This window comes from Paenibacillus glycanilyticus (genome assembly GCF_023715145.1).
GTDB lineage: Bacteria > Bacillota > Bacilli > Paenibacillales > Paenibacillaceae > Pristimantibacillus > Pristimantibacillus glycanilyticus_A.
Genome location: NZ_JAMBNP010000015.1, coordinates 16,712 through 30,170 on the forward strand (window position 1 = coordinate 16,712; position 13,459 = coordinate 30,170).

Here is a 13,459-nt window from a genome sequence, read left to right on the forward strand (position 1 = left end):
GTACATAGTACTAGGGAGTTGTTCTTTATCATCTGTTTTATCAGTCCAAGCAAGCTGCGGATTGGCATAGCGGGAATTACTCTGATATAGCAGACAGCTCGTGATTAATATACAAGCTTAAATGCTTCTTCACCGTTAAAACATGGGACTCCTCGGCGAATATTTGTCTCAACAGGATACCGCCCTCAATAGAAGACATGATAAACGTTGCTGCTTCATGAGGCTCTGCCTCGGCGCGAAATTCTTTGTTTTCGATTCCGCGTTTAACGATGTCTTCAAGCTGCAGAAGCAGAATGCGCATTTGCTGCTGTACTTGCTCTAGCAGCCTGGGAGATTGACCGTCATCGGCTTCGACGCCCGCGTTCATAATCGTACATCCTCCAGCCAGGGGAGAATTATCGCCAAACGAGAAATAGGCTTCGATAAAGGCGAGTAATCGATCCTTTTCGGAGGTTTTTGATTGAAGCTCGCTTTCAATTCGCTCCCACATGATCTTGCAGCATTGATCAAAAGCCAGCAGGATGATTTCTTCCTTATCTTTGAAGTGGTTATAGATCCCGCCCTTTTGCAATCCGCTTACTTCGACGATTTCGGCAAGCGAAGTGGATGTAAACCCTCGTTGGTTCATCAGCTTTGCGACCTGTTCAATAATATGTTTTTTGGTAACTTCACCTTTTTTCATCTGTGTCTCCTCTTAGCATCCATGCGATTGTCTATTTTTATTATACATCTAATAAAATAAAATGCCGCATGTAACAAAGAAGCACTTTCCAAGGGAAAAGTGCTTCTTTGTTACATGGTTGCATGCGATTGGCGCCTAATCAATTAAGGGGGAGATACATCCTTATTTTAGATTAATCTCGCTCATGTCGATGGAAACGAGCAGCGGTTCCGGTACCTTTTGTCCATCCGGACCCACTGGATATACCCGGCGTTTTGTCGGCACAATAATGCCATTCACCTCTTGATAGTCGGAGGCGTAATTGGCGCCTGTCGCACCAGCGCTTACATCGACCGTGTAATCGTGCCGGCGCAGCAAGCCGTCTTCTCCGAAATAAGAAATCTGTTCGCGACTGTGAGTGGCGATGTTCTCAGGGAACGTTACTTTGAGGCGGCGCCAGGTTTCGCCATTTTCCTGAACAGGGGACAGCTCTTCAGTCACGAAGCCAGGCTGCGTATACAAGAAAGGCTGATTAAGATACAGCCACATCGCATAGCTCGCGAAGTACACCAGATGGAGCTGATCCCATTGCGTCTCTAATACATGACCATCAAAAGCGGCGCGCGGATTGTCGCGGCTTTGCAGCGTTTCGTCAGTGCTTACGCTCTCGATCGAAACCCGATTCGGCGTGTAGAAGCTGCGTTGATCTGGAGCAGCGAAACGATTGAAAATAACGGATTGATCGCGCGTGCTCAGCTCCAGATTATAATCATCCAAGAGACCGGGAACTCCTTTGAGTGGCCAAAGCACCCCTCCGGCGTTTACGCGGGCCGTCAATTTCGTAAATGTCTTCCAGCGCTCCAAGCCGCCGTGGGCATCTACCGCAAGCTTTAATAATTCGTTCATCTATCTATCGTCTCCTTATCGTTTTTATTTTGAGGAATTAAAAACCGACCGTTCGGTTTTATTATAACCGAGAAAAAAGCATTGTCAATTTATTTTTTGTTTCCTGCCGGCGCTGCCAAGCGGATGACGAGCTTTAACCCTGAAGAGCAGAGCGTTCTTGAACGCCTTGTCCTCAAGGTTAAGAATGGCTTATTCGTCAGTCATGATTGCGGCTGTGCAAATCCAATACGCGTTGCTTCGTTTTTAAGGATCTAAATTCATTTGGCGTAAGTCCCGTCGTGTTCTTGAAGACGCGGAAGAAATATTTCTCGTCGGAGATACCGGCTTTTTCGGCGACTTCGTAAATTTTCGGCTGATGGTTAAGGAGAAGCTTCTTGGATTCTTCCACGCGAATCTTTTGAAGGTATTGAATGAAGCTGACACCGGTCATCTTTTTGAACAGGCTGCTGAAATAGGCGGGATTCATGAAGACGAGACTAGCGGCCTTGTTGAGATCGATATCCTCGGCATAATGCTCCTCCAGATAACGCGTGACAAAGCCTACGTCATGCTCGTACTGCGGACTATTCAATGCCTGTTTGAGATGAGTATCATCCTTGGGCAGCTCTTGAATCGCCTTGTTATGACTTGATATAATTTATTCTTCTTCACGGGCTTAAATAAATAAGCGCTGACGCCGTAGGCGATCGCTTCCTGCGCGTAGCTGACTCGTCGAGTCCGCTAATGATAATGGTTCGGGAGGAGCTCCCACTCTCGAATTTGCTTAAGCAGCTTGAGTCCGTCAAGAAAAGGCATCATGATATCCGTAATGATGAGATCGGAAGAGATCGGCAGGTCCATTTTGGATACAATTTTTAACGATACCTCTTCTAATATTGTCATCATCTTCAATGATTAGCAGGCTGAACACGAGAATTTCCTCCTATAATATCGGGAAAACGGATGGAAACAACCGTACCTGATAATCCGCTATCGATTTCAAGCCCGTAATTCTTGCCGTAATTGAACCGAATTCTCTGTTGGATGTTCAAGAGTCCAACGCCTCCGCTTTCCGAGGGCCGGAATATCGATACCTCATCCACGTCTTCTTTCAGTCTTCGTTGAACAATGGCAAGCCGCTCCTTGTCCATCCCCGTTCCATTATCCGCTATTTGGCACACGTAAACGCCATCGCTCTCCGAAATGGTAATAGAGAAAGCCGTCAATTAGATAACCATGTGTACGGGAAAATAATCGAGATACTTGGAGCAAGGCTGTAATATAACGTTTGGGAATATTTCATGGTGTAATAAATAGGAAGGCGGCAGGGGATTTGTTAATCCCTTGCCGCCTTTCTATTTATGCCCCCGAAATGCGAGGCATCGGCATTGGTTCTTTCCCAAGCTCCGCCCAGATGTACTTGAGCAGCAGCTCCGACTTGAGCCCCGCATAGTCGGGATTGTCCCACAGGTTGCTCAGCTCGCTTGGGTCTTCCTGCAAATCGAAGATTTCGCCGTAGGTTTGGTTGTAATACACGGTGATTTTGTAACGTTGATCCACATACGTCTTCTGGTGAATGGTCGTTGGCTCATGACGGAATTCGCAGATGGCATGATCTCTGGCGGAAGAAGCCGCGCCTTTCCAGACCTGGCTTTGATCTACGCCGGTCATCGCAGGCGGGACGGGAATCCCGCTAAGCGACAGGAACGTTGGCGCCAGGTCAACAAGCGACTGGATGGCATCGGACGTGACTCCTGCAGGCACATGTCCCGGATAGCTCACGATGAATGGCAGACGAATCAGGTCCTCGTAATGGAAGCCGCCTTTGGCCTGCAGACCGTGCTGGCCGAAGAAGTGGCCATGATCCGTTGTAAAGACGACAACGGTATTGTCCGCGATTCCAAGATCGCCCAGATTATCCAGAATTTTGCCGATATATTTATCCATCAGGCTGATCATGCCGTAATAGACGGCAACCAGCTTCTTCTTGTCGTCATCGGCAAGCTTCTTCCTCTCGCCATATTCGTAGTAATGGTGCGAGCGGTAGCCATGAATGCCTTTGCCGGTTTCGCTCCAAGGAGAGAAGTCCGGGTTATCCTCCTGCGTCAAGCCAAAATGAGGCGGGTTCTGGTCATGCTCGCCCGGTACAAGAGACGGAATCGTGAGAGTGTCGGGATCGTACATCGTATCCCATGGCTCCGGCGCCAAATACTCCGGGTGAGGATCGAAGAAGCTCGACCAGAGGAAGAACGGCTTGTCGTCTTCGCTGTACTGCTCCATAAGGGCGTTCGTGCGCTCCGCAATCCAGGTGTTGTAATGGTATTCCTCGGGAATGGGCCATTTGTAGGTGATGGAGGGATCCATATGGCCGGTAGGCGGAAGGAAGTAGTCCCGCCAATTCATGCAGCCCTTTTCCTCCATCCATAGGGCATAATGCTGGCCGACATGAGCTTCGTTCGCGTGGTTGCGCGTGAGCTCCACATGCTCGAAACCGTAGAAGGGACCATGGAAGTGCTTCCATTTCTCCAAATCCTGAAGAATCGGATACGCCTCCACAGACGGGTATTGCTCCGTTGTAGCAAGCGGCTGAAAATGAGCTTTGCCCACAAGCGCCGTTTTATAGCCGGCAGCACTAAAGTCTTCCCCCACGCAGTGACGGTCTTCGAGGAGCTTGGTTCCGAGCGTCCAGGCGCCATGCTGGCTCGGATATTGTCCCGTAATGATCGAAGCGCGGCTAGGCGTGCAGGTCGGGTTCGGGCAATAGGCTCTCGTAAAGGTTGTGCCTGAGCGGACGAGCCGATCCAGATTAGGCGTGCTTAATTCATTATTGAAATAACCCAGCGTGTTCCAGTGCTGCTGATCACTCGTAATTAACAATATGTTTGGTTTTTTCAAGGGGTAATCGCCTCCATGTCAATCATTGTAATAGATAAGAGGCGGTCGTAAAATAGCATCATGTATGGTCGATTTACCAATTTGTCGGGTTGAGGGGCGGATGGAGATGAATACGTATGCTTCGGGCGGCAGCGAGACCGCCGAGTATTTGTATTACGCGTTGAATGAGCTGGATAAGCAGTGCTCCATTTGGCCCGTGCGCGGGGGCTCGACGGTCACGAAGCGGGGCTACTATGCAGGACCAAAGCGGATCGAGAGCTATAGCCTGCACATCGTGAAGGAAGGCACGGTCCGGGTGGAGTGGGATGGCGCGAATAGCGTGACATTATCGGGAGGGGATATGTTCTGCTTATTTCCCAAACGTACTTATACGTACTACGCGATTGAAGGAGCGGCTCCGCCCAAGATGAACTGGATTGTTATTGACGGTCCTTGCGCAGCGGAGATGTTGAATCTAACCGGAATAAGCGGCGAGAAACCGTTCCTGGAGGGCATATGGACGCAGGAAGCGGAGCGCGTGCTGGAAGGCCTGCTTGGTCTAATGCGCGGCGGAGAGACGGGGAATGCCAACATACGGTCCCTGGAAATGCAAAGTCATCTCTATCGCCTCTTAGCGGCGTTATGCCGTACTGCTCCGCAGACGCATGCCATGGACACGGCGGACTGGGTGAAGCAAAGCATGTCCTATATCCGGCAGCACGCTTCGGAGGGCATTACGGTTCAGCAAGCGGCCAGGGCAGCGGGGATGAACCGGACGTATTATTCCGTTGCCTTCGCGGAGAAGGCGGGAATGCCGCCAAGCGAATTCATCACGGGGGTACGGATGGACGCCGCCAAGCGGCTTCTGGAAGAGACGGATGCCTCCATTACGGAGGTGGCCTATACGACGGGTTATTCGTCCTTATATGCCTTTACAAGAACCTTTAAGAATCGGTTTTCCCTGACGCCAACGGCCTATCGGGAAGCGGTCTGGAAGGGGATTTAGCCGAAGCTGCCCTCTTTGCTCTACTTATTCACAGGGTTATGCACATATCAAGCGTACTTTCTGTCCGATATTTATTTATTTTCGGAGTGTTATCCACTTATCCACAGGACTTGTTATCCACATGAACAGGGGAGAACGGAATCTCCGGATGACGGCAAGCAGCCCTACCATTGCCGCGGACATCGCGATGGAAAGCAGGCAAACCGCTGCAAAATGGGGGAGGCTGCTCGTAATAAACAAGCGTTCAAGATGCGTTGCTTTGGCTGCTCCGCGGACAAGCACAATGGCTATAGGATGCAGAATATAGACCCAAGCTCTCCACTCACGGAACGTTTTATTTGCTCCAAGCTTCCACTGCATGGACCATTGGAACAAGAAATAAGTGGCCGGCAGCGCGAACACGTACATGCTGTCATGTCTTGGGGTTCCCGCCGAATGAAGGAGCATGCCTTCCGCGAACATCAACCCGAGCGACACGGCAAATAAGGACGCATTGGCGAAGGGCGTTCTGGCCGAAGGCGGCCGCTTGGCTGCCCAGGCTCCAACCGCCAAATAAATGGGGGCATAGAACAAGCCGTTGCGGGTGTAATCAAACACGTTAAACATGCTCTCATAGATAGGGAATAGTGCATGGCTGCTTTGAGTGATGCCATAGTAGCTGTCTCCGAGCAGACCTATCAGATATAATAAGCCAGCCAAAGCGAGCATCGCTTTCATCGGCATTACACGATTCATGCGATAAACCATATATAGGCCAATGATTAACGCCGGCAAATACCATAGATGATAAAAGGTTCCGTCAAACACGATGTCCTTAAGCAAGGAATAAACCGTAAAAGAATCGGAAAAATAACCTGTGTATACATTAAGCGGAATATACAGCAGGATGGCAATCGCATAGAGCTTCGCTATTTTCAGCATATAGCTTCGAAGGGCGATCCGGTCCGATAATTCGTTGCCCGTCAGCTTGCGGAAAAATAAATATCCGGCCGTCATAAAAAAGACGGGAACGGCAATGCGGGTAAGCAAATTGCTAACAAGAAAATCGGCAGTAGCGCTGTAAGATAGAAGCGGGCTGGTATGGTTGGCTACGACCATGATGGCGGCCATGAATTTGAGCCAATCGAGCCCGCCGAAATTCGGTTTAGACATGAGCGCGCCTGCTTTTATCCCAATAAGCCGTAACAATAAAGCCGTCTTTGTTATTGCCAGATAAGATGTACCGGTCGCATAAGACAAGGGGAATCGTTGTAGAAGCTCCTGCCTCCGCTGCCACATAGTATACTTCAACAAATGATCGATCATCCTCGAATAAGAGATGGTCGTTATCATGCGTGTAGCTTTTGAGCGCGTCGATATACTCCTCCAGGCACCAATCGTTCCGCTCCATAATATCGGCGTGCGGATAGCCGACATAACGGAAATGCCACGGCTCGCAAGAGATTTGAGTGATCGCTTCCTTGCCTTCCTTATAGCGCTGAATGAACCCAAAGCTTGCGGCAAGCTGCTTGAACGCTTTGTAGGTCTCGGTATCCGGGAATGCGGGCGCGATATAATCCACGTCCTTGCTCAGCTTGCCGACGTCGATGGCCAGTCCGCTCTGATGCTCGCTCCGATCGGGCAATGCCACATAACACGCGGTATATTCGGCGCCTCTCTCGGCTAATGTAGAAGCGTAAATATGCTCCTGCTCCTGCTTGGTTCGATAGCCGCTCACAGCGACGATATCATTGATCCCTTGACTTGCCTCAAGCAGCTCGGCCAACTGCCGCAAACAGGTACGCTCCAAGAGCATGCCGTCCCTCAAGGTATGGATAGCCGGAATCGAGCTGAGCGGCATTAAGCTGCCGGGCGAAAGGGCCTGTCGAATAGGATTTTCGGGATTAATCAAGACCAGCTGCCCCTGATAGATCTCCGAATTAGCGAGTTTAATCGTTTTAAAGGTTATATGACGGCCCGATTGATTTCGTTTGGCCAGATTTGTTTGTCCCATGTTCTGTATTCCTCCTCCATATCGATATAGGTTCTTGCTATTCTAACGCCAAGCGAAGTGGATACTTCCTGCGACACGCTTCCGATATGGGCGGCAAGCTCCGCAAACGTAATACGCTGCGAACCTTGAGCACCTATCAAGGTGACTAGGGTGCCTTCCGCCAACGGCCCCGGAAGCTTGATCATCAGCTGGTCCATGCAGATTTTGCCCACAATGGGGGCTCGCTGCCCTTCGACCAGCACCTCCGTACCTTGCATCCGCTGCGACCAGCCATCGGCATAACCGATAGGCACCGTTCCGATCCATTCATCCTCCTCGGCCCGGTAGGAATTGTCGTAGCCGAGATATTCCCCTTTAGCGAGCTTCTTCACCTGGATCAGACGGCTATGGAGACTTAATGCCGGCTCCAGCTTTATGGAATGTACGAGCTTTTCCGGATAAAAGCCGTACATCGCGGCTCCGATGCGAACCATATCCATCGCCAAATGAGGAAACCTCAAGGCTGCAGCGCTTCCTGCACAATGATAATGCCGGATGACAAGGCCGGATGCGCGTCCCCATTCCTTCATCTGGGCGAAGCGAGCGGCTTGCTGCTCCAGAAAGGCGGTATCGGCTTGCCCGGCCGTCGCGAAATGCGTATAAAAGCCGTCGACCTCAACATCCTCTGCGTGCAGCCACAAAGCGAGCTCATCCCATTCTTCTTTCTTCCGTATACCGATCCGTCCGAGTCCCGTATCCATCTTGACATGAACCCGAAGCTTTCCCCCGGAGGCGTAAGGCTTGTAGTCGCGCATCTCGGCAAACCATTTGGCGCTTGTGACGGTTAAGGTCAGGCCGTACTTCAGCGCGAGTGGCACCTGGTCCGGCCGAATCGGCGTCAACAGGAGAATGGGCAGCTTCATTCCGGCATCGCGGAGTCTCAGCGCTTCTTCAAGATAAGCGACTGCCAAATAATCCGCTCCGGCCAACACGGCAGCCTTGGCCGATTCCAAGTCGCCATGCCCGTAGCCGTTTGCTTTCACGACGGCCATTAACTTGACCGAATACGGCAGCGATCTTCGAATGCTCAGCATATTCTCGCGAATGCGGTTCAAACTAATTTCAGCCCATGTATCTCTTAACATGACGATCACCTCATTATCTTGTATAGCGAATCGTTTGTTTGTTATCGTGACGCGCGAAGGCGTAAGCAATCAGTTTTTCGATAAGCTCTGAATAGGACGTTCCGTCGGTACGCTCCCACATAACGGGATACATGCTGAAATTCGTAAATCCGGGCAAAGCATTGATTTCGTTCAGGTACAGCCTGCCATCTTCGCCGAGGAAGAAGTCGACGCGGGCAAGACCCTCGCAGCCATGAGCTTGATAAGCCCGGATCGCCAGCTCGCGAATTCGCTGGGTCGTGCCGTCCGCCACTTTGGCGGGAATCGACATCGTAAGGCGCTTGTCCATGTATTTGGATTCGTAATCGAAGAAAGTATGCTCATGAATGAATTCGCCGGGCAACGAAGCTAGAGGTCTTTCGTTACCCAGTACGGCAACTTGAATTTCCCTGCCGTCCACCTCGCGCTCGATGACGAGCTTCCTGTCGTAGGAGAAAGCTTCACGAATGCCGATCAGGAACTCTCCCCGGTTTGTGCATCTGCTGATGCCGATACTGGAGCCGAGGGAGGCAGGCTTTACATAACACGGATACCCGATGTTGTCCTCCACTTCACGCAGAACGGCGGTCTCATCCGTTTTCCAATCCTCATGGCCGCACACCAGATAGCTCGTTTGAGGAATGCCGGCCTCGGCCGCAAGATGCTTCGACATCGCCTTGTCCAAGGTTAAGGCGGAAGACAGAACGCCGTTTCCGACATAAGGAATGTTCAGCAGCTCCAGCAAGCCTTGGATCGTGCCGTCTTCTCCGTTAGAGCCATGCAATAGCGGCAGGGCAACCTTCGGGCCGGGCAAAGCCATAACGCCGGATAAGATGTGTCCGATCGTCCTGGCTGGGTCGCGGAACGCGGGCTGCGCGATCAAGCGCTCGACCGTCAACCCTTCCTTCGCAAGAGGCCCGGGCGTGCACCACAAGCCTTCACGCGTGATATAAACGGGATAAACCTCAAACCGGCTTTCATTAATGGAAAGAAGAACGGTAAGGGCGGTTTTCAAAGACACTTCGTGTTCGACGGATTTGCCTCCGTATAGGACGTACAGCTTTGTTCTCATATGGGAATACCTCCAGGTAGAATTCTTGTCCGTTGCTCTATATCCAAGATAACTCCTCAAGCTGGTGAGGTTCGTAAGACATCCTGAAGGAAACCTTAAGATTTTCTTATTTGTGATAAACAGCAGGTGGTTATGTTGAAGTTTTCTGATACACTAGGGCACAAATACGGTTTAGATGGAGAGATTTCATGAATGATATTCAAATTCTGATCGCGGATGACGACCCGGAAATCGCTCAGCTGATCAAAATCTACCTGACAAACGAAGGATACCAAGTGCTGACCGCAAGCAACGGCCGGGAGGCAATGGATTTGATCGCCAAGGAATCCATTCAATTGATTGTCCTCGACGTCATGATGCCGGAGATGGACGGGCTGGAGGTGGTTCGCGCCGTACGCGCGGAGTACGGAATTCCGATCCTGATGCTGAGCGCCAAGGCCGAGGACATGGACAAGATCATGGGGCTTACGACAGGTGCGGACGATTATATGGTCAAGCCGTTTAACGCTCTTGAATTGATCGCGAGGGTGAAGTCGCTGCTCCGCAGGTCCATTTATTTGAATGCCCAGATTCAAGCGGCACAGGAGCAAGACCTCATCTCGATCCATGGTCTGAAAATAAGCAAGAAATCGCATACCGTTACGGTGGAGGAACGCAATATCAATTTGACGTCGACGGAGTTCGATATCTTGTATTTGCTGGCAAGCCACTCCGGGCAGGTGTTCAGTGCGGAGGCGATCTTCGAAGCGGTATGGAAGGACAGGTTCCTGGAGTCGAACAATACCGTCATGGTTCATATAAGCAAGCTTCGCGACAAATTGGAGAGCGAGCTGGGCGGCGTTAAGCTGATTCAGACCGTATGGGGAGTAGGGTATAAAATTGATCCGTAAACCGTGGAAAAGCCTTCGTTTCAAAATGCTGTATTTGTTTGGCCTAAGCGCGGGGGCGTCCGTACTGACGGTCGGCGTGCTCTATTTGATTGCCGTTGTCGCGTACAGTACCGATTATTTTCACCTCCCCTATCCAGTAAGGGACTTGCTTGATAAATTCGGCCTTCTGACTATATTTATTTCCGCCTGCATTTTTCTTTTTTTCATCTTTTTTTTCGTTCTCAGCCGCTCGACTATTCGCTATTTATTGCGAATCTCGCAAGGAATCGAACAGATTGCGGGCGGGGATTTTGATTCCCCGCTACCAGTCCGGGGGGATGACGAGCTTGGAGCCTTGGCGGAGAATATTAATAAAATGACAGTCCAGCTCAAGTTGTCCATCGAGGAGGAACGGCGAGCCGAGCGGACGAAAGCCGAGCTTGTCACGAACGTTTCCCATGATTTGCGCACGCCTTTAACGTCTATCGTCGGGTATTTGGGACTGATCGAAGAGGACCGTTACCGCGATGAGGTGGAGCTGAGACATTACGTTCAAATTGCCCATGAGAAATCGATACGTCTGAAGACGATGATTGACGATTTATTCGAATATACAAGGACGAGCGGCGGCATGGTTCTTCGGCTGTCCTCGATCAATCTCGTCGAGATGCTAGGTCAATTGGCAGGACAATTCCGATTGCAATTCGAACAGGCGGGGATGGAATGCCGCATGGATCTTCCGGATCAGCCAATCCTCATCAACGCGGATGGGGACAAGCTTGTCCGGGTGTTCGAGAATCTGATCGTTAACGCGATTCAGTACGGAAAGGAAGGCAGGCCGATCGAAATCGCCGTTTGGAGCGACAACGGGCGAGCTGCCGTCGAGATCGCCAATTACGGCGAGCCTTTGCCGGCATCGGTGATACCGTTGTTGTTTGAACGGTTTTATCGCGGCGAGAAGTCCCGTTCGCAGAATACGGGAGGCTCGGGACTTGGCCTTGCGATCGCCAAGAACATCGTGGAGCTGCATCATGGCTCGATTGCCGCGGCGAGCGCGGAAGGGAAAACCTCCTTTCAGGTGAGACTTCCGCTCGGCGGCAAAGATCCACTTGACATCAAGCAAAATTAAGGTAAACAATGGGGGGAGGGCTAGACTGGCTGAAAGAGCTTTCAGGCCCGGATGTATCGTTAGTTTATGAACAGGTTATAAAAACTACGGACGTAAGGTGGGAATGAAAGTGACTCTTCGGATTGGTATAGCGGGAACGGGTTGGTTTGGACGGATGCATGCCGAGAAGCTTGCGGCAATCGAGAATGTCAGCGTCAGCGCCTTCTGCGGGACAAGCCTTGAGAAGGCGGAGACAGCGGCAAGACCGTACAGCGATGCACGCGGTTATGAATCTATTGAGGCGATGCTGGATGCCCGCAAGCTGGATGCCGTGTATATTTGTACGCCTCCGTTTGCGCATGGCGAGATTGAATTGGCGCTTGTGGAGCGGGGAATACCATTCCTGGTTGAGAAACCAATAGGGGTGGATGAAGAGACGCCGTCCCGGATCCGGCAGGCGATTGCCGATAAAGGGCTAATCACATCGGTTGGCTACCATTTCCGTTACATGGACAGCACGAGCCGCGCGAAAGAACTGCTTGCCGGCAGCAAACCGCTGATGGCCCTCGGGCAATGGATGGGCTCGATGCCAGGCGTATATTGGTGGCGCAAGATGGAGACCTCCGGTGGACAGTTTGTTGAACAAACCACTCATATCGTGGACCTGATGCGTTATCTGCTCGGGGACGTAAACGAGGTCTATGCGGCGTATGGCAACATGCATATGGCGAGCGTAGAAGAGGGAGTTACGGTGCCGGATGTAGGTACGGTAACCTTGAAGCTGGCTAGCGGAGCGGTTGCTACGATCAGCAATACATGCGCAATTCCGGCCGGCGGCCATGCCGGCTTGCAGATCTATACCAGCACCGGCTTGCTGCAAGTTACGGGCGAGGCTCTGGTTAATATCGAAGCGGATAAGAGAACCGAGTACAAATCCTCCGCCAATCCATACGTACGGGAAAATGAAGCCTTTCTGCATGCGGTTAGAACAGGAGACAGCAGCAGAATTCTTTCCACCTACGAGGATGCATGGGAGACTCATCGCGTCACCATGGCTGCGAATGAATCCGCAAGAACAGGCCTGCCTGTGAAGCTAAGATAACTATCCGTAATCATCCATTACAGTTAACATAAGGTGCCTATTGTTATTTGACGATAGGTACCTTTTTTTGCGTTACCTATTTATGCGGTTAACTCTTCATCTGCCGAAACATAGTCGATTCTTTCCTTAATATACTGAACTGGGGTGATAATAATGGACGAAAATAATAATATCGGAATTCTAGCTCCTATGAGCGAAGACGATTTGGAATGGCTGAAAGAGCAGTGGTTACAGTGGGGTGACGAAACCATGATAACCAAAGGTAATCGAATTATTGCCGTATATCCCGGTGCAATTGATGAGGCTAGGACGCTGCTGAAGCCCACAATCCCAGCGGTGGGCTTTTACGATATCCCGATTCATGACGAAATTGAACTCGAAAAAATACTATGACTTTAAATATTTATAAGAAGGTTTCTATTAAAACTAACTTGTTAGTAAGAGGAGGTTAAAATACGTCCAGCATTATCTTTCGAACCTTTTTCTCTCTATTCCTCGGTGTGTGGGGTTTTGTATTAACCAATAGGCAACATTTTCGCAATGTAACAAATTTTACTCACGGGGATGGCCCGTATACTTATCTTGAGATTTTTATGGACAGTTACGAAAATGAAGTCTCCATGGCTATGCGGATATTCTTTGGAGTCATAATAGGATTATTAGTAGGCCAGGTAACATATGGGGTTTACTGCTGCTTTGCCTTGATTATATTTCCATAAGTTTCTGCATGGTTTTGCTAACCTATAC

The 13,459-nt window shown here is 50.5% G+C and carries 15 protein-coding genes; 5 read left to right on the top strand and 10 right to left on the bottom strand.

Annotated features, from left to right (window positions below; translation table 11 throughout):
• Positions 1-76: 76 nt before the first annotated feature.
• The 6 genes from M3194_RS27445 to M3194_RS27470 all read right to left on the bottom strand — a co-directional run bounded on the left by M3194_RS27445 (position 77) and on the right by M3194_RS27470 (position 4,441).
• Positions 77-682, bottom strand: a complete 606-nt coding sequence (locus M3194_RS27445) for a TetR/AcrR family transcriptional regulator (protein ID WP_251657313.1) — start codon at positions 680-682, stop codon at positions 77-79.
• Between the two features lie 162 nt (positions 683-844).
• Positions 845-1,567, bottom strand: a complete 723-nt coding sequence (locus tag M3194_RS27450; RefSeq protein WP_251657314.1) for a hypothetical protein — start codon at positions 1,565-1,567, stop codon at positions 845-847.
• Positions 1,568-1,763: 196 nt separating this feature from the next.
• Positions 1,764-2,138 (bottom strand): helix-turn-helix transcriptional regulator, encoded by a 375-nt coding sequence (locus tag M3194_RS27455; protein ID WP_251657315.1) that lies wholly within the window; start codon positions 2,136-2,138, stop codon positions 1,764-1,766.
• A gap of 149 nt (positions 2,139-2,287) precedes the next feature.
• On the bottom strand, positions 2,288-2,452 hold the full coding sequence (locus M3194_RS27460; protein WP_251657316.1) for a hypothetical protein: 165 nt from the start codon (positions 2,450-2,452) through the stop codon (positions 2,288-2,290).
• A 2-nt stretch (positions 2,453-2,454) separates the two neighbouring features.
• Positions 2,455-2,727 carry a sensor histidine kinase gene (locus M3194_RS27465; RefSeq protein WP_251657317.1) on the bottom strand — a complete coding sequence of 91 codons (273 nt, stop codon included), beginning with the start codon at positions 2,725-2,727 and terminating at the stop codon, positions 2,455-2,457.
• A 178-nt stretch (positions 2,728-2,905) separates the two neighbouring features.
• A complete protein-coding gene (locus M3194_RS27470) occupies positions 2,906-4,441 on the bottom strand; it encodes a sulfatase family protein (RefSeq protein ID WP_251657318.1) in 1,536 nt (511 codons plus the stop codon).
• A gap of 106 nt (positions 4,442-4,547) precedes the next feature.
• Here M3194_RS27470 and M3194_RS27475 point away from each other — a divergent pair, with 106 nt between their 5' ends.
• Positions 4,548-5,426 carry an AraC family transcriptional regulator gene (locus M3194_RS27475; RefSeq protein WP_251657319.1) on the top strand — a complete coding sequence of 293 codons (879 nt, stop codon included), beginning with the start codon at positions 4,548-4,550 and terminating at the stop codon, positions 5,424-5,426.
• Between the two features lie 75 nt (positions 5,427-5,501).
• Here M3194_RS27475 and M3194_RS27480 read toward each other — a convergent pair whose 3' ends face one another.
• The 4 genes from M3194_RS27480 to M3194_RS27495 are packed head-to-tail and all read right to left on the bottom strand — an operon-like array spanning position 5,502 to position 9,633.
• Positions 5,502-6,578, bottom strand: a complete 1,077-nt coding sequence (locus M3194_RS27480) for an acyltransferase family protein (protein WP_251657320.1) — start codon at positions 6,576-6,578, stop codon at positions 5,502-5,504.
• Positions 6,571-7,419 carry a D-alanyl-D-alanine carboxypeptidase family protein gene (locus tag M3194_RS27485; protein WP_251657321.1) on the bottom strand — a complete coding sequence of 283 codons (849 nt, stop codon included), beginning with the start codon at positions 7,417-7,419 and terminating at the stop codon, positions 6,571-6,573. The genes M3194_RS27480 and M3194_RS27485 overlap by 8 nt, the downstream gene beginning before the upstream one ends.
• Positions 7,371-8,543, bottom strand: a complete 1,173-nt coding sequence (alr, locus tag M3194_RS27490) for an alanine racemase (RefSeq protein ID WP_251657322.1) — start codon at positions 8,541-8,543, stop codon at positions 7,371-7,373. The genes M3194_RS27485 and alr overlap by 49 nt, the downstream gene beginning before the upstream one ends.
• Before the next feature lie 13 nt (positions 8,544-8,556).
• Positions 8,557-9,633, bottom strand: a complete 1,077-nt coding sequence (locus M3194_RS27495) for a D-alanine--D-alanine ligase family protein (RefSeq protein WP_251657323.1) — start codon at positions 9,631-9,633, stop codon at positions 8,557-8,559.
• Positions 9,634-9,821: 188 nt separating this feature from the next.
• Here M3194_RS27495 and M3194_RS27500 point away from each other — a divergent pair, with 188 nt between their 5' ends.
• The 4 genes from M3194_RS27500 (at position 9,822) to M3194_RS27515 (ending at position 13,105) form a co-directional block, all read left to right on the top strand.
• Entirely contained in the window at positions 9,822-10,523 is a 702-nt protein-coding gene (locus M3194_RS27500) for a response regulator transcription factor (protein ID WP_251657324.1), read from the top strand.
• A complete protein-coding gene (locus M3194_RS27505; RefSeq protein WP_251657325.1) occupies positions 10,513-11,631 on the top strand; it encodes a sensor histidine kinase in 1,119 nt (372 codons plus the stop codon). The genes M3194_RS27500 and M3194_RS27505 overlap by 11 nt, the downstream gene beginning before the upstream one ends.
• 109 nt (positions 11,632-11,740) lie before the next feature.
• Complete coding sequence (locus M3194_RS27510) at positions 11,741-12,712, top strand: Gfo/Idh/MocA family protein (RefSeq protein ID WP_251657326.1); 972 nt, start codon at positions 11,741-11,743, stop codon at positions 12,710-12,712.
• Between the two features lie 153 nt (positions 12,713-12,865).
• On the top strand, positions 12,866-13,105 hold the full coding sequence (locus M3194_RS27515) for a hypothetical protein (protein WP_251657327.1): 240 nt from the start codon (positions 12,866-12,868) through the stop codon (positions 13,103-13,105).
• Positions 13,106-13,459 lie beyond the last annotated feature (354 nt).